This window comes from Haloferax denitrificans ATCC 35960, from assembly GCF_000337795.1.
GTDB lineage: Archaea > Halobacteriota > Halobacteria > Halobacteriales > Haloferacaceae > Haloferax > Haloferax denitrificans.
Genome location: NZ_AOLP01000017.1, coordinates 72,844 through 93,834, shown reverse-complemented (window position 1 = coordinate 93,834; position 20,991 = coordinate 72,844). Strand labels below are relative to the sequence as shown.

Sequence of the window (20,991 nt, the reverse complement as noted above, 5' to 3'; positions counted from 1 at the left end):
GTTCTGTCTGTTCGGGAAATGACCTCCACCCAGAGCGACCTCGCTGGGCTCTCGCGGTTCATCTTCCGCGCGCCCAGCTGGTACACGAGTCTCGGGTTCGCCCTGCTCGTCGCCGCGATGGCGGGTATCGGCGCGTTCGACTCCGGGGACCTCGCCGGGTCGTGGCGGGGCATCTTCTTCCTCGGGAGAGACGCTTGGGAAGGCATCTTCTTCATCGGGATTCCGACCGTCGTCGCGGCGTTCGGCACCACCGGCGTCGACCGGTTCGTCGGCGGGAAGCTGACGCACAACCGCTCGTCGCTCCTCGCGCTCGCCGGCGAGGTAATCATCGTCACGTTCCTCACCGGAGCCGCCATCGTCTCCGTGTTCACGGGCCTCGGCCAGACGTTCATCTTCGACGCGCTCGTGGTCGCCCTCGCGTCGGTGTTCGCCTTCCGCCTGCTCATCGTGATGGCCGTCTCGCGGTCGTCGTTGCTCATCGCGGCGGTCCCGGCGAGCATCCAGACGCTCACGTCCGCCGCGCTCCTGTTCGTCTACAGCGGGACGCTCCGCTTCTTCGAGGTCGGCGGCCCCATCCTCGACGCCTATCTGATGCCCTACCTCGCCCGCCCCGACCGGGCACCGCCGGAGCTGTCGGCCATCGCGCTGAGCCACTTCCAGCTCCTCGCTATCACCTGCGTGATGTACGCCATCGGCGTCTACGTCTTCCTCCGCATCGTCGACCGCCCGTGGCGTCGCGGGCTCGGCGTGTCGGTCCTCGACTTCATCCGCGGCTTCATCGGCCACATCGCCGAGGGCACCCGCGAACTGGAGGACTTCTTCGAACAGCTCGGACAGGAGGCCATCGTCCCCGTCACCGTGCTCTCGTTCGAGCGGGAGGACGGCACCGAGAAGGCGCGGTTCGTCCTCCCGATGATTCACCCCGGGCCGATGGGCGAAATCGGCGGCGGCAACTTTCCCGAGCGCGTCGCCCGCCGGGGCGAGGGACTCGTGTTCCCGCCCCACGCGACCGCGGGCCACGACTTCAACCTCGTGACCGAACGCGAGGTGGACGTGGTCCTCGACGCGGCCGACGACGCCTACGAGCGCATCGAGTACAGCTCCGAGGTGACCGAGAGCGTCCGCGTGCAGTCCGGCGACGCGAAGATGCTCGGTCAGCGCTTCGGCGACGACGCGCTTCTCGTCTCGACGTACGCCCCGCAGTTCGCGGACGACGTCGAGTACGCGGTCGGCCTGTCGGCGTCCGCAGAGGCCCGCACGTCGGGACTGCGCGACGTGCTTCTCGTCGACGCCCACAACTGCAACAACGGGCTTCAGGGCCCCGACCTCGGCCACGTCACGCCGGGGAGCAAGCGGTCGTTCGACATGATTACCGCCGCCGGACTCGCGGGCGAGGAGCTCTCGGCGTCGCCGTCCGGGTCGCTCTCGCTGGGAACGGCGTTCGACCCGACCGACTGGACGACGCGGGAGGGAATCGGCCCGCTGGGCATCCGCGTGGCCGCGACGACCGTCGGCGACCAGACGACCGCGTACGTCCTCATCGACGGCAACAACATGGAACCGGGCCTGCGCGACCGCATCGTCGAGGGGCTGACGACCGGCCCGGAGGCGAGAGCCGACGTGGCCGAGGTGATGACGACGGACACCCACATCGTCAACACCGTCGAGGCGGAAAATCAGGTCGGCGCGGCCATCGACCCCGACGAACTCTGCGCGACTATCGAGCGCCTCGTCGACGACGCGCTCGCGGACGCCGAACCCGTCGTCGCCGGCATGGCGACAGAGCGCGCCGAGGTGACCATCTTCGGCAACGACCGCACCGAGACGCTCGCCAGCCACGCCAACGTCGTCGTCTCGATGGGCGGGGCGCTCGCAATCGCGCTCATCCTCGCGGCGATGGCGGTCAGCCTGCTCGTGTTCTTCCTCGCGTAGGCGACGCCGGCGGCCGGCGGCCGGCGGTCAGAGGCTCGTCTTCGTCCGGCGCTCTCTCACCTCTCGTTCTCGTTTATGTTCTCGTTCTCTGCGGTTCCGGCGTCGTCACTCGCGGGTCGATTCGAGCGACGAGCGACCGCCCGCCGTACTACTTCAGCGAGAGCGTTCGCGTCTCGATAGCGCCGCAACTCGGACAGACGCGCCGGTAGAACACGCTCGACCCGGTCGTCTTGGCCGACCACTCGCCGTCGTCGTCGGTGAAGCCGCACTTCGAACAGGTGAGGTCGGCCTCGCTGTATCGCTCTCGTAACCGGTCCAACGCGGTCGTCCCTCTCGGGGTTCTCCGTATTGACATGAGGTAACATACATCACTATCATGTTTAATTGTGTCGGGTGGTTTCACACCGACCCGCGGTGATACTTGCGGAATCCAAAGTTCCGTGAGCGAATCGCTTCGCGTTCGTTCCGCGCGATGGCCGCGACAGCGCGGCCGCTCGCCGGGAGAAACCGAGTGCGGGGGGTGCCCGCGAGAACGTCCCTTACTCTTCGTCGGCGGCCGCGAACAGTTCGTCCACGGCCTCCTGCGCCGTCAACGCCGCCTCTTCGGCGACCGCTTCCGCGTCGTCGGCGTCGTCGGGCGCGTTGACGTACACGTCCACGTCGAGGACGCCGTCTTCGAACGTCACGGTGACGTCGAAGTCCTTGACGCGAGACTGCTTGAAGCGGGCGAAGATGAGGCCTTCAGCCGCCTCCGCGGCGGTCTCGACCACCTCTTCGTCCGTCGGCTGTGGCATTTACGCGCCGCCGGGGCCCATCGGACCCGCGCCGCCCGCGCCGCCCTGGAGCATCTGCTGGAGTTCTTCCTGCAGGCTCTCGAACTTCTCCTGTACGCGCGTCTCCTGCTTCGTGAGCTGTTCGACGCGCACTTCGAGGTTCTCGACCTTCTCTTCGAGGTCGTCTTTGGCCGACTCGTAGTCGGTCTCGATGAGGAGTTCGCCGACTTCGCGGTACATCTTCGAGTCCGCGTCGATCTCTTCGAGCGTGGTGAGCGCCGTCTGCGCCTCGTTGAGCGCGGTCTCGGAGGACTGCTTCTGCTCGGAGACGTTCTGGGCGGTCTCCTGAAGGTTCTGCAGTTCTTCGAGCTTCTCCTGGGCTTCCGGCGGTAGACTTCCCTGCATACCCGAACCGACGGGACGCCGGCCCTAAAACACCCGCGGTCTCCTACGCGGACTCCGACAGCGCGCTCCCCGCCGAAGCGACGCGCTCTGCGGTCTCCACGAGCCGTATCCACGAGTTCACGCCCGCGCGGAGCGCGACGAGGTCGCCGGCCTCGACGGTGACGACGACGGTCCGCTCCTCGCGGGTGACGCGCGCGCCGGACCGAGCGTCGTCTATCTCGCCCTCTTCGACGGCGACGCTTCGCTCGACGACGCGCGCGCGCCGCTCGGTAGAATAGTCGAATTCGAGCGAAGCGCTGTGCGCTGGGCGCACGCTACTCGACGGCGACTTCTTTGACGTTAGGCGACCGCTCTTTCAGCAGGACGCGGTGGCCGCAGTACGGACAGCGGACGCCACCGAACTCGTCCAGTTCGACATCGCGCTTGCACCGGGAACACTTGTAGCTCATTGTGAGATGGAAAGCGTCGAGGCTACTTGGGAGTTATTCGTCCTCGCCGGTGAGCGCGGCGCGGATGGAGCGACGGACCTGCTTGCCGGCGGGGGTCTGCGGTCGGTAGGTGCCGCCGGTGAAAATCTCGCCGGTCTCCTCGTTCTTCCAGACGCCGGTTTCGACGCGAGTGACGTCGTCGCCGTCGACTTTGGAGTTGCGCATCTCTGCTTCGATTTCCTTGACGCGGCGTCGAGCGACGCGGCCGTACCGCGCGCCGAAGCGCCCGGAACTACCGACGGATCGTGCCTTGTTGTCGGCCATAGTACCGCGAACTACCTCGCCGGTATGGATAAACCCTACGAGTCGTCTCGGGACCTGACGGGCCTAGACACCGCTTTGTCGCCGGCGCGCGTACGGGAGGTCATGACACAACACGTGGTGGTGGGTGCCGGTCCCGTCGGACTCGCGGTGATAGAACAGCTCCGAGAACGCGGGGAGGACGTGGCCGCGGTGACCCGCCACGAACCCGACTTCCTCCCCGAGGGCGTCGAGAGCCGCCTCGCCGACGTGCTCTACCCCGACCGCGCCGTCGCCGCGTTCGCGGACGCGGATGTCGTCTACCACTGCGCCAAACCGCCGTACGACGACTGGCCCGAACTGTTCCCCGACCTCACCCGCGGCATCGTCGCGGGGGCCGAAGCCGCCGGCGCGCGCCTCGTCGTCGCCGAGAACCTCTACATGTACGGCCCGGTGCAAGTGCGGCTCACCGAGGACCTCCCCTATGCCGCGACCGGCCCGAAGGGACAGACCAGAGCCGAGTGCGCCGACATCGTCCTCGACGCCCACGAGGCGGGCCGCGTCGAGGCGACCATCGGCCGCGCCAGCGACTTCTTCGGTCCGCGCGTCCGCGAGTCGGTCGTCGGCGAGCAGGTGTTCGGGGCCGCCGTCGCCGGCAAGCGCGCGAAGGTGTTCGGCGACCCGCGACTCGCCCACACCTACACCTACGTCCCCGACTTCGCGCGGGCGCTCGTCCTCCTCGGCGAGCGCGACGAGGCGCTCGGCGAGGTCTGGCACGTCCCGAACCCGGAGACGGTGTCGACGCGCCGCTTCGTCGACCTCGTCTACGAGGCCGCCGACGTCGACCCCGGCTTCCCGCGCATCATCGCCGCGCCGGGGGTCGCGCTGACCCTCGGCGGCTACCTGAGCGCACCGCTGAAGGAGCTCTCGGAGATGCGGTACGCCTTCGAGGAGCCGTACGTCGTCCGCGACGCGAAGTTCCGCGAGGCGTTCGGCGACGCCGTCGAACCGACCCCCCTGCGAGACGCCATCGCCGAGACGGTCGCGTGGTACGAGTCGCGGGGGGAGGCGAGCGAGACGGAGCCGATTCGCATCGAGACGGCCCCGGAGGGCGCGACCGAGTCGGCCTGAGTCGCTCACTCGATTCCGGCTCGGCGCTCCCACCCGCTACTCGTCTTGTAACCCGTCTTCTCGAAGCGCCTCGTTCAGGTCGTCGCGGACGCGCTCGCCCGTCTCGCGGTTCATCGCCGTCGTGACGATGCGGTTCTCTTGGACGCTCGACCCGTCGCGGAGCAGGAGCCTGACGTTCCCGTTGTCGTCGGCGCGGGTGACCTTCGCCCGGAGGCCCGTCCGCGACCCGGTGCCGCCGGCGTCGATGGGGCCGGGGATGACCTTCTTGACGTGCGGGTGGCCGGCGACGACGCCGATTGCCCGGCGGCCCCGTCGCCCGCCGATGAGCGTGCTGTGGCTCCCGCCGAGTTTCTCCGCGGGCGGGATGTCGACGACCTCCAGCGTCCGCTCGCCGCGGGTGTCGAGGACGCGCTGGACGGGGTCGTCGTCGGAGACGCGGTAGAACTCGTGGTGGAGTTGCGCGCGCGTCTCGCGCAACGGGTCGCGCTCGCCCGCGGCGTACACGGTTTCGGGGCGCTTGCGCCGAATCTCGTCGGCGACGAGGCCGGCGAAGTTGCGGAGTTGGACCACCTTCGTCTCGTCGTCCGACTCGGGTATCGTCGTGACCGTCGTCTCGCCGAGCACGTCTTCTTCGTCGAGGAACGTCAGCGTCGCGCGGTCGGCCTCGAAGACGGCCACGACGGCGTCGCAGTTGGCGGTGTTGCAGGTGAGACAGTAGTCTCCCGGCTTCTCTAACGGGTTTCCACACCGCCGACAGTGCATATCGACGTGTCGGACGTGCGCGTACAAAAGGTCGTTTATGCGGGTCGGGTCGGACGCGCCGCGGCTCCCGGCGTGCGACTCGCTCGGCGAAACATATTCGTCCCCGTGTCCGAGAGACCACTCCGTATGCGCCGCCGCGCCCTTCTCGCGTCGCTGTCGCCGCTCGCGCTCGCCGGCCTCGTCGGGCTGGTCGCGCTCGCGGCCGACCCCGAGACGACCGTCCGCCTCGCGACGCAACTGGGCCAGTCGGCGCTCGACACGGGTCGGGGGGTCGCCTCGTATCTCAGCCGGGCCGCGCCGCTTTCGACCGCGCTGTTCGCCGCCTTCGCGTGGGTCGCCGCCGGGAGTTTCCGCGCCTTCGTCGCCCACCGTGACCCCGCGGACACGCGGACGACCGCCGAAATCGCGTTCGCGCTCGTCGCCTCGGCGACCGTCCCGCTCGTGGTTATCTTCGCGCGCGACCGGCCGGTCGTCGTCGCCGGCGCGGGCGTCGCGCTCCTCGCCGCCGCGGGTGCGGTCTTCGCCGGCCGCTCGAACGCCGAGGGCGTCGTCACCGGGTCGCTGTACGCGATGGCACCCGTGGCCCTCGCCAGTGCCGTCGCGTCGCTCGTCGCCGGGCCCGCGGTCGCCCGGACCGCCACGCTGGCGCTCCCGCTGGCCGTCGGCTACGCCCTCGGCGTCGCCAGCGCCCGCGGCCGGTTCCGCCTCGGCGCGGCGGTCTCGGCGCTCGCGTTCGCCGTCCCCGCGTGGTCGTACTTCCCGCCGGCCGCGGAGGCCGCCGGCTTCGACCCGGTGGCCGTCGGCCTCGCGGTCGGATTCGCGGTCGCCGCGACGCTCCTCTCGCTTCCCTTCGCGGCCATCGGCTACGCGACCACGCGCACCGCGGACGCGACGCGGCAGGCGGGAGCCAGTCCCGCCGCGAACGCCGTAGAACAGTAGGTCCGCGTCTCGGTTCGATTGTACGTTCGCGTCTCGGTTCGATTCTCAGAGGTCGAGCGGTCCGGCCTTCAGGTACTCGCGCATCACGGCCGTCGCGTACGAGCCGTGAGGGAGCGCGAAGTCGAAGACGAGGTCGTCAGCGCCGTTAGTGCCGTCAGCGCCGTCGGCGTCGTCGCCCTCGCGCTCTACGTCGAGGTCGGTGCGGACGAGAATCGCCCGTCGCGTCCCGCTCGACCGGAAGTTGCCGGGGAGGTCGAAGTCGCCGGGTGCGAGGTCGAGGTCGTCGAGGACGGCCCGCTCGATGTCGCCCTGTTCGCCCTCGGCGAGTTCGGTGTCCGTGCCGACGAGCGGGGCCGTGACGAACGCGCGGCCGCGCTCGATGTGCCGGCCCATGACCTCGACCCGGCGGCCCGTCGCGCTCTGGAGGCGGCTCACGTCGGGGAGTTCCAACCCCTCGGGGGCGTCGCGGTCGGCGAAGCAGACCACGTCGCCCTCGACGGGTTCGTCGAACGGGAGGCCGCGGTCGAGGCGCTCCGAGAGCATCCGGTTGAACGCGTAGGACTGCGCGGCGTTGACGAACAGCCGCTGGAGGTTCGACGGGACGGATTCGAGCGCGTTGCGCCAGTCCTCGTCGGTCTCCGCGCCGTCCTCGGCGAGTCGGTGGAGCATGCCGCGCTCGTAGCCGAGGTAGCCCGGAATCCGGTCGAGCGCGCGGTGCCAGTCGGGGTCGGCCGACGCGGCCTCCTCGTCGACGACGGCGCGGCCCGCTTGGGTCTCCTCGGGCTCGTCCTCGGTCGGCCCGCCGCAGTACGCCAACACGGCCTCGCGCCACTCGCCGCGGACGACGTGGAGGCCGACTTTGTGCGTGATGGGGCGGATACTGCCGAACCGCTGGTGACCGAAGAAGTTCGGGACGCCGACGCGGCCCTCGCGGCCGCCGAAGTCGGCGAGCGCGTCGGTGACCGCCGCGGCGTTGTCGGGGTTCTCGGGGTCGCGGACGCGGATGCGGAAGCCGTTGCCCGCGAGGTCGCCGAAGTTCAGCGTGCGCCCGAGGCGGCCGACGACTTCGATGTCGGCGTTCGGAATCTCGGGCACGTCGGCGGCGTCGCCGCCGTTGACGGTGAAAAGCTGGGTCGTCACGGCGTGTTTGTCCTTCGTGCCGGCCCACGAGACGCGCTCTCTGCTCGCGTCGAGTTCGTCAGAGAGCCGACCCGCGAAGTCGTTCGTGTCCCAGCCGCGGAGGGTGACGCGGAGCACGAGGTTCGGGAAGTCGCCGGTCGGCGCGTCCGGCGGGCGGACGTTCAGCGAGTCGAGTTCGAGTTCGCGCACGCGGAAGTCCTCGGGTGCGACGCGGAGGCGGCCGCCGACGCCGTCGGCGTCGCTCACGTAGCTGTCGATGCCGACCGCGCGCTCCAGCGGGTGTGCCTCGCGCATCAGTACAGCGAGAGGTCGCCGGTCACGCGGTCGATTTCGTCGTCATCGGCGGGGCCGACGGCGAGCGCCGTCACCGTGCCGGGGTCGAGTTGCGTGTGCCCCGCGTCGCGGATGATGGCGTGGGGGATGCCCGCCCGCTCGGCCTTGTCGGCGAGTGCGAACAGCTCGGACTCGCCGTTGGCCTTGAGGACGACCTTCTTCTGTCCGCCGCCCTTCCAGCGCTTCCGGGTCTGCGAGTCGGTGTCCTCGTAGGCGGACAGCGAGGCGTGGGCGACCTGCGCGGCGAGCTTTCCCCGGCCCATGCCGAGGTCGGCGCGTGCGACGATGGCCTGTTTCATGCCCGCTACTCCCCGCCGACGCGGTAAATGTCCTCCCATCGCGGGCGTCACGTGCGGGGCAGAAGACATTTCCCCGACATCTCCGTGGTTCGACCGATGGCAGGTCCCCGAACCCCCCTCCGCAAGCCGCGCGAGTACTTCGCGTCGCGGCCGCGACCGCTCGACACCCGGCGGGCGCTCGCCGTCGTCGCGCTCGTGACGCTCGTCGTCGCCGCCGCCACCGGCGCTATCCTCGTCACGTTCACCCAACAGCTCGACCAGCGAGTCAGCGTCGATAACCCCGACCACGCGCCGGACTGGATGTGCGAGAACTACGAAGAAGGCGGCCCGTTCGACGACATGGGCGCCCCGGCGGGCTGTGACCCGTCGGTGCCCGAACAGCTCGACGAGCGCCTCGGCGACCTCGTCTGGGACGAAATCTCGTGGGTGCCGTGGGCGATGCTCGTCGGCGTGCCGCTGTTCTGGCTGTTCGAGGGGGCGATGCTCCACCTCGGCACGTCGCTCGTCGGCGGCGAGGGCGGGTTCGGCGAGACGCTGACGGTCGCCGCGTGGGGGATGGTCCCGAGCGCGGTCCGCGCCCTCGCGCTCGCCGGCTACCTCGCCTACGCCCTCCCGCGAATCGACCTCCCGTCGACGCCCGACGCCGCGGTCGCCGCGATGCAGTCGGCGCTCTCCGGCTTCGGCCTCGTCAGCGGGGCCGTCGTGGTCGTCACGGTCGCGTGGGCGACGTACGTCCGGACCTACGGGCTGGCCCGCGCCCGCGACCTCGACGTGGAGTCGGCCGCCGTCGTCACCGTCGGCCTGAGCCTCGTCGGCCTCCTGTTCGAACTCGTCTGAGCCGCGCCGAGAAGGTGGATTTACTTGTCCGCGACGCGCTCCCTTCGAGTATGATACTCTCCGACTCGGACATCCTCTCCCGCCTCGCCGAGGGTGACCTCGTGGTCGACCCGATAGACGACGTGGACATGCAGGTCCAGCCCGCGAGCGTCGACCTCCGTCTCGGCACCGAATTCCTGGAGTTCCAGCGCACGAACATCTCCTGTATCCACCCGAACCGCGAGAGCGAGGTCTCCGAGTACGTCCGCGAGACGCACGTCCCGGAGGGCGACGACTTCATCCTCCACCCCGGCGACTTCGTCCTCGGCACGACCAAAGAGCGCGTGGAGATTCCCGCCGACTTGCTGGCGACCGTCGAGGGCCGGTCGTCGCTCGGACGCCTCGCGGTCGTCATCCACGCCACCGCGGGCATCGTCGACCCCGGCTACGAGGGGCAAATCACGCTCGAACTGTCGAACCTCGGCACCGCGCCGGTCGCGCTCACTCCCGGTATGCGCATCTCACAGCTCGTGTTCACGGAGATGAAGTCGCCCGCCGACCGCCCCTACGGGGTCGAACGCGGCTCGAAGTATCAGGGCCAGCGCGGGCCGCAGGCGTCGCGGCTCAGCTCCGACCCCGAGTTCGGTGGCGACGAATGAAGTTCATCGAAGAAATCGTCGTGGACGCGTTCCTCCCGACGTTCCGCGCGCTCCTCGCGGAGGACCTCCGCGACCGCGGGTTCACCCAGTCGGAGGTCGCCGAGGCGCTCGGCATCAGCCAGAGCGCCGTCTCGAAGTACGCCCACGGCGAGGTCAGCACGAACGAGCGGGTCGCCACCGACCCCCGCGTCGTCGACCTCGTCTCCCGCGTCGGCGACGGCCTCGCCACCGGCGACATGACGCCCGTGCAGGCGCTCGTCGAGGCCGAGGTCCTCATCCGCCAACTGGAGGAAGGCGACCTGCTGTCTGACCTCCACGAGGAGGAGATGCCCGAACTCGCCTCCCACGACGGCTTCCGGAGCATCCACGACCCCGAGGGCCGGCTCCGAACCGTCGAGCAGGTCCGCTCGTCGGTCCGCCGCGGCCTCCGCATGCTCACGAACACCTCCGGCTTCGCGGGGCTCATCCCGAACGTCGGCTCCAACCTCGTGGAGTCGCTTCCGGACGCCGACAGCGTGGACGACATCGCCGCCATCCCCGGCCGAATCTTCGACGTGAAGGGACAGGCGACCGTCCCCGGCGAACCCGAGTTCGGCGTCAGCGGCCACGTCGCGGGCGTCCTGCTTTCGGCCCGCGCCGCCGGTGCCGACGTGAACGCCGCGCTCAACATCGTCTACGACGCGGGCGTCATCGAGGACCTCGAAGCCGCGGGCTACGAGTGCATCGAGTTCGACCCCGACGCGCCGACCGACCCGGTCCGCGAACTGCTCGCCGACCGCGACCTCCCGGAGACGTTCGTCGTCTACCAGAGCGGCGGCTACGGCATCGAACCCATCACGTACATCCTCGGCCCCGACGCGCCCGCCGTCGCCGACGTGGTCCGCGTCCTGCTCTGAGGCTCCCGTCCCATGACAGCCGAACAGTCCAACTCCCGTTCCCGTTCCCGCGCTCGCTCGCCGTCGGCTGTCGCCCAGTCGTTCTACACTCGCTGGGCGACGCTCTACGACGCGCTCGCCCGCCGCGCGCCCGGCGTCGGGAGCGTCAGAACCGAAGCCGCCGACGCGCTCGCGCTCGACCCGGGCGAGACGGTCGTCGAGATGGGGTGCGGCACGGGCGCGAACCTCCCGTACCTCGCCGAGCGCGTCGGTCCCGCGGGAACCGTCGTCGGCGTCGATTTCTCTCCCGGCGTCCTCGACGTGGCCCGCGAGCGGACCCGCGAGTACCCGAACGTCCACCTCGTCCGCGCCGACGCGACCCGCCCGCCGGTCCGACCGAACGACGCCGCCGGCGTCCCTGACGCCCCGAACGCCGTCCTCGCCACGTTCGTCTCGGGGATGTTCGCCGGCCCCGCGGCCGTGGTCTCGTCGTGGGCCGACCTCGTCGGCTCCGGCGGGCGGCTCTGTCTCGTGGACCTCGCGGAGACGACCGACCGGCGCTGGCGACCGCTCAACCCGGTGTTTCGGGCGCTCGTCCGCGTCACCGCGCCGCCGGGGTCGCGCACGATGCGCGCGTCGCCGACGAAGGTGCTGAACCGGCGGCTCGTCGCGGCCCATCGGGCGCTCGAATCGCGCTGTCGGGTGACGCACCGGACGACGCACGCGCTCGGCTTCGCGCGGGTTCGTGCGGGCGTCGTGGAGTAACGACCGTCGCCGCGTGACTCGATTCGCCGACAGAAACGATATGTCGGACCCGTGTCAACCGGTGGTATGGCCTCGTTCCTCGCGGAGCTTCTCGGCGCGCCCTTCAACGCGTTTCACCTCCTGTTCTTGGGGCTCGTCGGCTACTGGGTGTCGCTCGACGCCGCCGAGCGGGGGAGCGACGCGAGTCTCCTGTGGGCGCTCGGCTGTGTCGTCTTCCAGCCGCTCGTCGTCGGGTATCTGCTCTACCGGAGTCGAATCGGCGGGCGGACCGAACCCGCGGGCGTTCAGGAACGGCTCGTCGGCACCTTCGTCATCGGCCACTTCGTCGCGGCACAGCTCTGGTTCGCACTGCGGCTCCTCGACGTGCTCGCGTCGGTGACGTACCCGCCGGTCGTCGAGTTGCAGTACTACCTCGCGTTGCTCGCCGTCGGCGTCCTCCCCGGCTCCCTGCTCGTGTGGAACCGCGGGTGGGCGCGAATCCGGCGAGCGCTCGGCTGGGTTCACGAGCAGGAACGCGAGACGGTCCAGCGGTAATGGAAGTCGAACCGGGTCGGATTGGGTCGGACTGGGTCGGGAGCGACCCGAAAAACGTGTCAGAGGCGTCGGGGGAGCCGACAATCGGACCGCAGGGTGGCGGTCAGTCGTCGGCCGGGGCGGGACCGGAGATGCTCACCTCGGGCGCGTCGCGGCCGAGTTCGTCGAGACAGGACTGCGCCGCCTGCCGACCGGACAGCAACATGGCACCGAACGTCGGCCCCATGCGCGGCAGGTGGTGGGCGGTGGCGACGGCCATGCCGGAGGCGACGACGCCGGGGTGGACGACGCCCGTCGCGTCGACGATGCTGTCTTCGCTCTCAGAGACCCACATCGAGTCGTGGCCGGGCGAGTCGTGGCCGGGCGCGCCGTACTCGCCGTCGGCGGTCTTGTCCATACCCGTGTTGTGTTCCTTGGCGTGTTCGATGCCGCTCACGTCGAGGACGCCGCGCTCGGAGAGCTTCGAGAGGACGACCGCGTCGTGGCCGGTCGCGTCGAGGACGAGGTCGGACTCGACCGCGATGGGGTCGACGCAGGTGAGTTCCCGCGGGAGCGCGTGGACCGGCGTCCAGTTCATGACGATGCCGCCGACGCGGTCGCCCTCGCGGAGGACGACGTCGGTGAACTCCGTCATGTTCTGTATCTTCGCGCCGGCGTCGCAGGCGGCCTTGATGAGCGCGGAACAGGCGTGCGGGCCGTCGGCGACGTACAGCCCGTCGGCCTCGTCGCTTTCCTCGTAGGGGACGCCGAGTTCGTCGAGGACGCGCTGGGCCGGGTCGCGGACGGTCACCTTGTTCATCAGGAAGCCGCCCAGCCAGAAGCCGCCGCCGAGGTAGTTGTTCTTCTCCACGATGGTCACGTCGACGCCGCGTTCGGCGAGTTCCTTGGCCGCGACGAGCCCGGAGGGGCCGCCGCCGACGACGATGACCTCGGTGTCGGTGCGCTCGCGGAACTCCTCCATCCACGAGTCCGAAATCGCGCGCGTGACCTGTGCTTCCGTCGCGTCGGTGAATCCGTCGAACGACATACTACCTAGTGATACCACCTAGTAGTAAAGTCTGGTGGTCGCGGCCGCGGCGACCTAGCTATATCACGGTCTATTGTGTATGTTACTGTCATGGCGTACGTAGTCAAGATGCCCAAACTGGGACTGGAGATGAAGTCGGGTGAGCTCTCGGCGTGGCTCGTCTCGGAGGGCGACGAGGTCACCGAGGGCGAGCCAATCGCCGAAATCGAGTCGGAGAAGACGACCGCGGAGATTGACGCCAAGGAAGACGGCGTTCTGCGGCGCGTCGTGCTCGCCGAGGGCGAGTCGACAGCGCCCGGCGGCGCGCTGGCAATCGTCGCCGGGGCGGACGAGGACATCTCCGGGTTGGAATCGGATGCGGGCGTCGGCGAGGGCGGGAGCGAACCCGCCGCGACCGACGACTCCGTGGCGGACTCGGGCGCGGCCGAGGCGACCGAGACGGCGGCGGCGACCGGAGACGCCTCGTCTGTCGCGAAGCAACGCCCGAGCGGGTCGGATGGCCCGTCGGGGAACGGCGAGGTCCGCGCGTCGCCGCGCGCGAAGCGGCTCGCGGACGACCTCGGAGTCGACCTCACGACCGTCGAGGGCTCCGGGCCGCAGGGGGCAATCACCGAGAGCGACGTGGAAGCCGCGGCGGAGTCCGAGACGCCCGCCGCAACCGGCGACTCCGGAGCGGACGCCGACACGGCGGACAAGCGCGTGTTCGCTCCGCCGAGCGCCCGCCGCCTCGCCCGCGAGCTCGGCGTCGACATCGGGGCCGTCGAGGGGACGGGGCAGAACGGTCGCATCACCGAGTCCGACGTGCGGGCGGCGGGCGGCGCGAGCGCGGCGGCAACCGACTCCGCGGCGGCCGCCGGGTCCGAGGCGACCGACGCGACCGCCGCGAGCGAACCGGTCGAGACGGAACGCCCGCTGTCGGGGATGCGCCGCACCATCGCCGACCGCCTCGGCGAGAGCTACCGCGAGGCGGTCCACGTCACGGTCGACCGCCGCGCCGACGCGGAGGAACTGCTCGCCGCGGCGAACGCCGCCGACGACGCCCTCGGCGTGGACGTGTCGATAACGGACGTACTGCTCCTCGCGCTCTCGGCGTCGCTCGACGAGCACCCCGAGTTCAACGCGACCTTCGAGGACGGCGTCCACAGGCTCCACGAGGAGCACAACGTCTGCATCGCGGTCGATATCGACGAGGGACTCATCGCGCCGGTCGTCCGCGACGTGGCCTCGCTGTCGCTCGCCGAACTCGCCGAGACCCGCGCCGAGGTCACCCAGCGGGCGCTGTCGGGCGACTTCACGATGGACGACCTCTCGGGGGGCACGTTCACCGTCTCGAACCTCGGCGTCCTCGGCGTCGAGTCGTTCGACCCGGTCATCAACCCGCCGCAGGTCGCCATCCTCGGCGTCAACACGATTCGCCGGGAGGCCGTGCCGACCGACGACGGCGACGTGGCCGTCCGCCGAGTCATCTCCTTTTCGCTGTCGTTCGACCACCGCATCGTCGACGGGGCGGACGCCGCCCGCATGCTCGGCACGCTCGTCGAACACGTCGAGAACCCGTGGTCGCTCGTCATCGCCGCCGGCGGTCGGTGAAAAAATCGGAGGTCGAACAATCGCAAGTCGAACCGGTCGGGCGGGCCGAACCGACTCGGCCCCGCCGGCTCACCCGAGCCTGAAGCGCCCGTCGTCGGCCGCCCGTTCGAGGACCGCCTCGACGTCGACCAGTCGCGGGCCGTCTGTCACCGGGCGGAGGCGGACGGTCCCGTTTCGCACCTCGTGTTCCCGCTCGCCGTCGACGCTTATCACCCCGCGGTCGACCTCGAACGCGTAGTCCTCGCCGTCGTCGAGGACGCGATGTTCGGCCACGTCGACCGTCGAGAGGCGTCCGGGGACGGTAATCGCTCTGACCGTCGTCGCCGGGTCGGTCGCCGCGTCCGTCGCATCCGGCGCGTCTGTCCTGTCCGCCCCGTCACGGGCCAGTCGGAAGCCGACGCCGCCGGGTTCGTCCGGGCGGTGCGTGACGAGGCCGCCGGCGATGCCCGAGAGCCCGATTTCCGCGGGCGACGAGCGCGAGACGACGCCGCCGACGATGTCGCTCGGGTCGAGAATCGCCCGCGTGCCGACGAAGGGTCGGTCGAGCACGCCGACGGTGGCGAGGCCGCGGATGACCGTCGTCTCCTCGGACCGGACCACGTCGACCTCGACGGTCCCGTGGCGCGTCGTCGTCTCCGCGGCGGAGACGGCTCCGCTTCCGACGAGCGCGGCGGCCGCGCCCGCGACGGTGCCGTCGACGGGCGTCGGGACGACGTTGTTCGTCCCCGTCGAGATGCTCACCACCGGCACGTCGCCGATGGTCTGGGCCACGTCCCGCGTCGTGCCGTCGCCGCCGAGGACGACGACGGCGTCGGCGTGGTCCGCGAAGTGGGCCGCGGCCGCTCGGCTGTCCCGTCCCGACGCGGTGACCGTCATCTCCACGAACTCGACGCCGATTCCGTCGGGCGCGTCGTCGACGATGCGGTTCGCCAGCCCCGTGTTGTCGGGCATGACCAGCACCTCCACGTCGTCGACGAGCGTCAGCCCCGCGAGGACACAGCCCGCGGTGCGGCGTTTCGCGTAGTTGTTACTGACGCTCGCGCCGCCGGTGAGCCGGCGGATGTCGCGGCCGGCGGCGGGGTTGACGACGAGACCGATAGTGGTCGTCACTTACACGATGCGGTTGATTGCGGCTTCCACGTCGGAGCCGTGGGGGAGCACCTCCTCTTCGAGCGCGGGGCTGAAGGGGATGTGAACGTCGGCGACGCCGACCCGCTGGATGGGCGCGTCGAGGCTGTAGAACGCGTTCTCCATGACGCGCGTCGCCACCTCGGCGTGGGTCCCGTACGACAGCGGGCTCTCGTCGGCGATGACGAGGCGGCCGGTCTTTTTCACGCTCTCGACCAGCGTCTCGGTGTCCATCGGGTAGAGCGACCGGAGGTCGACGACCTCGACGCTCGTCTGCCCCGCGAGTTCCTCGGCGAGTTCGAGCGACTCGCCGACCATGCGCTGGGTGGCGACGACGGTCACGTCCTCGCCCTCGCGCTCGACGCTCGCGGTGCCGATTGGGATGGTGAAGTCGTCGTCGAGCGGCACCTCGCCCTTCTGTTCGTATATCTGCTTGTTCTCGAAGACGATGACCGGGTCGTCCGACCGGATGGCCGACTTCAGGAGCCCCTTGGCGGACGCCGGTGTCGCGGGCGCGACGGCCATCACGCCGGGGAAGTGGGCGAACCACGTGTGAATCGTCCCGGAGTGCTGGCTGGCCGCGCCGCTCCCGCCGCCCTCGGTCGTTCGGACGGTGACGGGCATCTCCGTCTTGCCGCCGAACATGTAGCGGTTCTTCGCCATCTGGTTGATTATCTGCTCGGAGCAGACGCCGATGAAGTCCGAGAACATGATTTCGACGACCGGCCGCGTCCCGGTCGCCGCCGCGCCGACCGCCGCGCCCATGAAGCCGGCCTCGCTGATGGGCGTGTCGCGGACGCGTTCCTCGCCGAACTGCTCGACGAGGTCGCCCGTGACCTCGTAGACGCCGCCGAACGCGCCGACGTCCTCGCCCATGACGAACACGTCGTCGTCGCGGTCGAGCTCCTCGCGGAGGGCGAGTCGAATCGCCTCCCGGATGGTCATCTCCTCCGTCCGGTCCGGGCCGGTCCCGCTACTGGTCTCGGTGCTCATCGGTCCTCACCTCCGTCGGCCCGCATGCCGCTGGAGAAGTCGCTAATCTCCGGGACGGCCGCGTTGAACATGTCCTCGTACGCCTCGCTCGGGTCCGGGTACGCCGCGTCCTTCGCCTTCCCGACGGCGTCTTCGATCTGCTGGTCGATTTCGGCTTTCATCTCGTCGAACTCGTCTTCGGTTATCGTCCCCGCGTCCACGAGCCGTCGCTTGAACGTCTCGATGGCGTCGCGGTCCTTCCAGATGGCCACGTCCTCCTCGGTCCGATACGGCTGTTGGTCGCCCTCGAAGTGGCCGTGGTAGCGATACGTCTCGGCCTCGATGAACGTCGGTCCCTCGCCGTCTGCGGCCCGCTTGCGCGCCTCTTTGACGGCCTCGTAGACGGCGGTGATGTCCATCCCGTCGACGGTGAAGCCGGGGATGTTGTACGCCTCCGCGGTCTCGCTGAGGTTCTGGACGTTGTGCTGTTTCTCGACCGGCGTCGCCTCGCCGTACTGGTTGTTCTCGACGAGGAACACCGCCGGCAGGTCCCACGTCGCCGCGAGGTTGATGGCCTCGTGGACCTGTCCCTGTGCGACCGCGCCGTCGCCGAAGAACGCCAGCGCGACGGTGTCTTCGCCCTTCAGGTGCGAGGTGAGCGCGGCACCCGTCGCCAGCGGCGGCCCCGCGCCGACGATGCCGTTCGCCCCGAGCATCCCCGCGTCGACGTCCGCGATGTGCATCGACCCGCCTTTGCCGTTACAGTAGCCGTTGGCCTTGCCGAACAGCTCGGCCATCATCAGGTCCGGGTCGAGTCCCTTCGCAATACAGTGGCCGTGTCCCCTGTGGGTGCTCGTGATGTAGTCGTCCGATTCGAGGGCCGAACACGCGCCGACCCCGACCGCTTCCTCACCGACGTAGAGGTGGACGAACCCGGGGAGTTCGCCGTCGCTGAATAGGTCGGCCGCCTTCGTGTCGAACGCCCGAATCGTGAGCATCCGGCGAAGCGCCTCGCGCTGTCCATCCTCCGTCTCGATGTCTAGTACCACCATGTGACGTCCCAACAATTACCATGAACTATGATGACTTTTACTCAAACTGACAGCCACTGGGTTAGTCAGGCGGCGACGACTGTGTAACCGAACCACGTCGAACCGGGGCAATCCTAACATATTACTGTCACGAGATGGCGACCGCGCGATGGCGACCCCGTTCGACGACCGGTTACACCGATGTCGCCTCCCAACTTTTGGTGCTCACGTCCCAACGGACGGCTATGCAAGCACTCCAGGTCGTGGTCGCATGAACATGCTCTACGAAGGCGAGTGGCGAACCGACAAGTTCGTCGCCAACAACGAGGACGGCGAGTTCGAGCGCCAGACGACCGACTTCCGCAACTGGGTCGGCGAAGACGAGCGGTTCCCGGTCGAGGCCGGCCGGTACCACCTCTACATCTGCCGCGCGTGTCCGTGGGCCCACCGCACCGCGATGACGCGCGCGCTGAAGGGCCTCGAAGACGCGGTTTCGCTGTCGCTCGTCGAACCCGTCCGCATCGACGACGGCTGGGAGTTCTCCGAGGACCTCCCGGACCCGCTGTACGGCGAGGAGTTCCTCCGCGATATCTACCTCCGCGCCGACGACGAGTTCACCGGGCGCGTCACCGTCCCCGTGCTGTGGGACAAACAGCGCGAGACCATCGTCAACAACGAGTCCCGCGAGATAATGCGGATGCTCGACGAGGCGTTCGCCCCCCTCGCCGACAACGACGTGGACCTCAACCCCGACGGCTACGAGGAGGCGGTCGACCGCCTCATCGACGAGATTTACGAGCCGGTCAACAACGGCGTCTACCGCGCCGGGTTCGCGACGACGCAGGAGGCCTACGAAGAAGCCGTCGAGGAGCTGTTCGACGCGCTCGACCACTGGGACGAGGTGCTCGACGACCGGCGGTTCCTCGCGGGCGACGTGCTCACCGAGGCGGACATCGCGATGTTCGCGACGCTGATTCGCTTCGACCACGTCTACCACACGCACTTCAAGTGCAACAAGAAGGCCATCCACGAGTACGACAACCTCTGGAACTACACGAAGGAGTTCTACCAACTCCCCGGCATCGAGAAGACGGTCAACATGGACCACATCGTCCGGCACTACTTCGTCAGCCACGGCGACATCAACCCCAAGCGCATCTACGGCGTCGGCCCCGACCTCGACTTCTCCGAACCGCACGACAGAGACCGATTCGACGCGGACCTCCCACCGGCGCTGACGGCCGACGACTGAGCCGACGACTGAGCCGGCGCTCCGTTTCGTTCTCGTCTCCATTCTCGCCGTCCCCCTCGACACCCTATTGGCGTTCGAAATGCTATCACTTCTCATGGCAAGCCGCGCGGCTCGCGCCCTCCGGCGGTTCGAACCGCCGCCGCGGGCGGTCGACTGGTCAATCTTCGCGCTCGTCGTCTTCGAGACGCTCTCGGGCGTGTTGAGCCTCGGGGCCGGCCACCCGGCAAACGGGCTCCTGTTCGTCGCCCACGGCGTCGCCGGTCTCTCGCTCGTCGCGCTCGTCGGCTTCAAACTCTACCGGGTCCGCCACCGCGTGCTCGACTCGCGGCTCCGCGACCGCCACTCCGCGCTCTCTGTCCTCCTCGCGGTCGTCGCGCTCGCGGCCCTCGGCACCGGCGTCGCGTGGGTACTCGGCGTCGAGGTCCGAATCGCCTTCTGGACGCTTCTCAACGTCCACATCGGCCTCGGCCTGCTCGTGGTCCCGATTCTGTTCGTCCACCTTCGAGCGCGCTTCCGCCCGCCCCGCCGGGTCGACTTCGCGGCGCGTCGCCGGGCGCTCCAGTACGGCGCGATACTCGTCTTCGGCGCGGCGACCTACCGGGCGACCGAGACGGCGGGGTCGCTCCGGGGCGTCGGCCGCCGGTTCACCGGGTCGCGGCCGCTCCCGCCCGGCGAGGGCAACGACGCCTTTCCGGTGACGAGCTGGGTCGCCGACGACCCCGACCCCGTCGACCCAGCCGACTGGTCGCTTTCGGTCACGGGGCTGGTCGACCGCCCGCTCGAACTCGACCGGAGCGACCTCGCGCCCGCCGAGACGCGGTCGGCCCTCTTGGACTGCACGAGCGGGTGGTACACCGAGCAGAACTGGACCGGCGTGAGACTCGGCGACGCGCTCGATGCCGCCGGTGTTCACTCGTCGGCGCGGTGGGTAACGGTCCGGTCGGTGACGGGCTTTCGGTGGTCGTTCCCCATCGCGGAGGCCCGCGAGATGCTGTTGGCGACGCACGTCGGCGGCGACCCGCTCTCTCACGGCCACGGCGCGCCGCTCCGACTGGTCGCGCCGAACCGCCGCGGGTTCCAGTGGGTCAAGTGGGTCGAGACGGTCGAGGTCCGTCGGCGACGCGACCCGGCGCAGTGGCTCGCGGTGCTAGTGAGCGGGTTCGGATAGCGGCTCACCTCACCACGGGAGAATCCACAGCACGTCGACGAGGCGGTCCAGAATCGACTTTTCGCGCTCGTCGCCCTCGTCGGTGGCGTCGTCGGTCGACGCGTCCTGTGCGTTCGTCGCCTCGCCTTCGTCGGGCGCGCTCGAATCGGTGGAGGGCATACTGGTCGCTATGAATGTCACCGTGGAAATGTTTTCTGTGGGCGGGGTCGCTGGCTATCACTCATCGCGGAATCCCGCGAGATGCTGTTCGCGTCTCGCGTCGGTGAACTCTCGTCCAGTCGCGGCGCGCTCACCGTGAGTTCGCCACGCGACGAAGCCGGCACCGAGGAACAGGAGGCCGCCGGCGACGAGTAAGAACGGCTCCGCCCCGAGAACGAGTCGCGTCGTCCCGTCGAACGTCTGGACCGTGGTGTAGAGTCCCGGCTCCCGGACGTAGTGAGACACGGCTACGAGCGCATAGCCGATTTCGACACCGCCGACCGCGACGGGGAGGACCGCGGCGTACTTCCACCGGAGTGCGACCAGCGCCCCGACGACGCCGATGCCCCCGAGCCGCGCCAGCAGGTACTCCTCGTGGTTGAGTCGGCCACCCCACCCCGTCGTTATCGTCCCGACGTATCCCGGTGCGACGTGGAGCAGTTCCTGATAGATTCCGGCGACGACGGCTCCGAAACCGACGACCGACATCACGACTGCGAGCGTTCGCTGACGGTCCATATCGACACGTCTCGT

General features: G+C 69.5%; 26 protein-coding genes. 11 read left to right on the top strand and 15 right to left on the bottom strand.

Features of this window, described 5'->3' with window-relative positions; genetic code table 11:
- Positions 1-18: 18 nt before the first annotated feature.
- Entirely contained in the window at positions 19-1,932 is a 1,914-nt protein-coding gene (locus C438_RS14165; protein ID WP_004970221.1) for a DUF2070 family protein, read from the top strand.
- Between the two features lie 148 nt (positions 1,933-2,080).
- Here the strand turns inward: C438_RS14165 and C438_RS19400 are convergent, their stop codons facing one another.
- From C438_RS19400 to C438_RS14140, 6 genes are all read right to left on the bottom strand, one after another.
- Positions 2,081-2,287, bottom strand: coding sequence for an HVO_0649 family zinc finger protein (locus C438_RS19400; RefSeq protein WP_049920613.1), 207 nt, complete (start codon positions 2,285-2,287; stop codon positions 2,081-2,083).
- Positions 2,288-2,471: 184 nt separating this feature from the next.
- Positions 2,472-2,726, bottom strand: a complete 255-nt coding sequence (locus C438_RS14160; RefSeq protein WP_004970217.1) for a DUF3194 domain-containing protein — start codon at positions 2,724-2,726, stop codon at positions 2,472-2,474.
- Positions 2,727-3,110 (bottom strand): prefoldin subunit beta, encoded by a 384-nt coding sequence (locus C438_RS14155; RefSeq protein ID WP_004970214.1) that lies wholly within the window; start codon positions 3,108-3,110, stop codon positions 2,727-2,729. It lies immediately after the preceding gene.
- A gap of 43 nt (positions 3,111-3,153) precedes the next feature.
- Positions 3,154-3,423 (bottom strand): KEOPS complex subunit Pcc1, encoded by a 270-nt coding sequence (locus C438_RS14150; RefSeq protein WP_004970212.1) that lies wholly within the window; start codon positions 3,421-3,423, stop codon positions 3,154-3,156.
- Position 3,424: 1 nt separating this feature from the next.
- A complete protein-coding gene (locus C438_RS14145; protein ID WP_004044283.1) occupies positions 3,425-3,559 on the bottom strand; it encodes a DNA-directed RNA polymerase subunit P in 135 nt (44 codons plus the stop codon).
- A gap of 33 nt (positions 3,560-3,592) precedes the next feature.
- Positions 3,593-3,862, bottom strand: coding sequence for a hypothetical protein (locus C438_RS14140; RefSeq protein WP_004970206.1), 270 nt, complete (start codon positions 3,860-3,862; stop codon positions 3,593-3,595).
- A gap of 102 nt (positions 3,863-3,964) precedes the next feature.
- Between C438_RS14140 and C438_RS14135 the strand changes: the two genes are divergently transcribed.
- Positions 3,965-4,969: an NAD-dependent epimerase/dehydratase family protein gene (locus tag C438_RS14135; protein WP_004970204.1), complete on the top strand. Its 1,005-nt coding sequence runs from the start codon at positions 3,965-3,967 to the stop codon at positions 4,967-4,969.
- A gap of 36 nt (positions 4,970-5,005) precedes the next feature.
- Here C438_RS14135 and C438_RS14130 read toward each other — a convergent pair whose 3' ends face one another.
- Positions 5,006-5,731, bottom strand: coding sequence for a DUF2103 domain-containing protein (locus C438_RS14130; protein WP_004970201.1), 726 nt, complete (start codon positions 5,729-5,731; stop codon positions 5,006-5,008).
- Between the two features lie 126 nt (positions 5,732-5,857).
- Between C438_RS14130 and C438_RS14125 the strand changes: the two genes are divergently transcribed.
- A complete protein-coding gene (locus tag C438_RS14125) occupies positions 5,858-6,670 on the top strand; it encodes a hypothetical protein (RefSeq protein ID WP_004970199.1) in 813 nt (270 codons plus the stop codon).
- A gap of 45 nt (positions 6,671-6,715) precedes the next feature.
- On the opposite strand, the gene truD is transcribed toward C438_RS14125, so the two are convergent.
- A complete protein-coding gene (gene truD / locus C438_RS14120; RefSeq protein ID WP_004970197.1) occupies positions 6,716-8,104 on the bottom strand; it encodes a tRNA pseudouridine(13) synthase TruD in 1,389 nt (462 codons plus the stop codon).
- Entirely contained in the window at positions 8,104-8,442 is a 339-nt protein-coding gene (gene pth2, locus C438_RS14115) for a peptidyl-tRNA hydrolase Pth2 (protein WP_004970196.1), read from the bottom strand. The genes truD and pth2 overlap by 1 nt, the downstream gene beginning before the upstream one ends.
- Before the next feature lie 96 nt (positions 8,443-8,538).
- Between pth2 and C438_RS14110 the strand changes: the two genes are divergently transcribed.
- From C438_RS14110 to C438_RS14090, 5 genes are all read left to right on the top strand, one after another.
- A complete protein-coding gene (locus C438_RS14110; protein ID WP_004970194.1) occupies positions 8,539-9,279 on the top strand; it encodes a Yip1 family protein in 741 nt (246 codons plus the stop codon).
- Between the two features lie 50 nt (positions 9,280-9,329).
- Positions 9,330-9,917 carry a dCTP deaminase gene (gene dcd / locus C438_RS14105; RefSeq protein ID WP_004065038.1) on the top strand — a complete coding sequence of 196 codons (588 nt, stop codon included), beginning with the start codon at positions 9,330-9,332 and terminating at the stop codon, positions 9,915-9,917.
- On the top strand, positions 9,914-10,813 hold the full coding sequence (locus tag C438_RS14100) for a thiamine-phosphate synthase family protein (protein WP_004970190.1): 900 nt from the start codon (positions 9,914-9,916) through the stop codon (positions 10,811-10,813). Before dcd ends, C438_RS14100 begins: the two co-directional genes overlap by 4 nt.
- Positions 10,814-10,825: 12 nt before the next feature.
- Positions 10,826-11,557 (top strand): class I SAM-dependent methyltransferase, encoded by a 732-nt coding sequence (locus tag C438_RS14095; protein WP_004970188.1) that lies wholly within the window; start codon positions 10,826-10,828, stop codon positions 11,555-11,557.
- A 66-nt stretch (positions 11,558-11,623) separates the two neighbouring features.
- Positions 11,624-12,091 (top strand): hypothetical protein, encoded by a 468-nt coding sequence (locus C438_RS14090; protein WP_004970187.1) that lies wholly within the window; start codon positions 11,624-11,626, stop codon positions 12,089-12,091.
- 103 nt (positions 12,092-12,194) lie between these two features.
- On the opposite strand, the gene C438_RS14085 is transcribed toward C438_RS14090, so the two are convergent.
- A complete protein-coding gene (locus C438_RS14085; protein WP_004970185.1) occupies positions 12,195-13,118 on the bottom strand; it encodes a sulfide-dependent adenosine diphosphate thiazole synthase in 924 nt (307 codons plus the stop codon).
- A gap of 90 nt (positions 13,119-13,208) precedes the next feature.
- Between C438_RS14085 and C438_RS14080 the strand changes: the two genes are divergently transcribed.
- Complete coding sequence (locus C438_RS14080; RefSeq protein ID WP_049918084.1) at positions 13,209-14,708, top strand: 2-oxo acid dehydrogenase subunit E2; 1,500 nt, start codon at positions 13,209-13,211, stop codon at positions 14,706-14,708.
- A 69-nt stretch (positions 14,709-14,777) separates the two neighbouring features.
- Here C438_RS14080 and C438_RS14075 read toward each other — a convergent pair whose 3' ends face one another.
- The 3 genes from C438_RS14075 to C438_RS14065 are packed head-to-tail and all read right to left on the bottom strand — an operon-like array spanning position 14,778 to position 17,860.
- Positions 14,778-15,818 carry an NAD(+)/NADH kinase gene (locus tag C438_RS14075; RefSeq protein WP_004970182.1) on the bottom strand — a complete coding sequence of 347 codons (1,041 nt, stop codon included), beginning with the start codon at positions 15,816-15,818 and terminating at the stop codon, positions 14,778-14,780.
- Positions 15,819-16,829, bottom strand: coding sequence for an alpha-ketoacid dehydrogenase subunit beta (locus tag C438_RS14070; RefSeq protein WP_004970180.1), 1,011 nt, complete (start codon positions 16,827-16,829; stop codon positions 15,819-15,821).
- Entirely contained in the window at positions 16,826-17,860 is a 1,035-nt protein-coding gene (locus tag C438_RS14065; protein ID WP_004970178.1) for a thiamine pyrophosphate-dependent dehydrogenase E1 component subunit alpha, read from the bottom strand. Before C438_RS14065 ends, C438_RS14070 begins: the two co-directional genes overlap by 4 nt.
- A 250-nt stretch (positions 17,861-18,110) precedes the next feature.
- Here C438_RS14065 and C438_RS14060 point away from each other — a divergent pair, with 250 nt between their 5' ends.
- Together C438_RS14060 and C438_RS14055 are read left to right on the top strand one after the other, a co-directional pair.
- Positions 18,111-19,091, top strand: a complete 981-nt coding sequence (locus C438_RS14060; RefSeq protein WP_004970175.1) for a glutathione S-transferase family protein — start codon at positions 18,111-18,113, stop codon at positions 19,089-19,091.
- A gap of 94 nt (positions 19,092-19,185) precedes the next feature.
- Positions 19,186-20,259 carry a molybdopterin-dependent oxidoreductase gene (locus C438_RS14055; protein WP_004970173.1) on the top strand — a complete coding sequence of 358 codons (1,074 nt, stop codon included), beginning with the start codon at positions 19,186-19,188 and terminating at the stop codon, positions 20,257-20,259.
- Between the two features lie 9 nt (positions 20,260-20,268).
- Here C438_RS14055 and C438_RS19750 read toward each other — a convergent pair whose 3' ends face one another.
- On the bottom strand, positions 20,269-20,418 hold the full coding sequence (locus C438_RS19750) for a hypothetical protein (protein WP_004970171.1): 150 nt from the start codon (positions 20,416-20,418) through the stop codon (positions 20,269-20,271).
- Between the two features lie 57 nt (positions 20,419-20,475).
- Positions 20,476-20,976: a hypothetical protein gene (locus C438_RS14050; RefSeq protein ID WP_004970170.1), complete on the bottom strand. Its 501-nt coding sequence runs from the start codon at positions 20,974-20,976 to the stop codon at positions 20,476-20,478.
- Positions 20,977-20,991 lie beyond the last annotated feature (15 nt).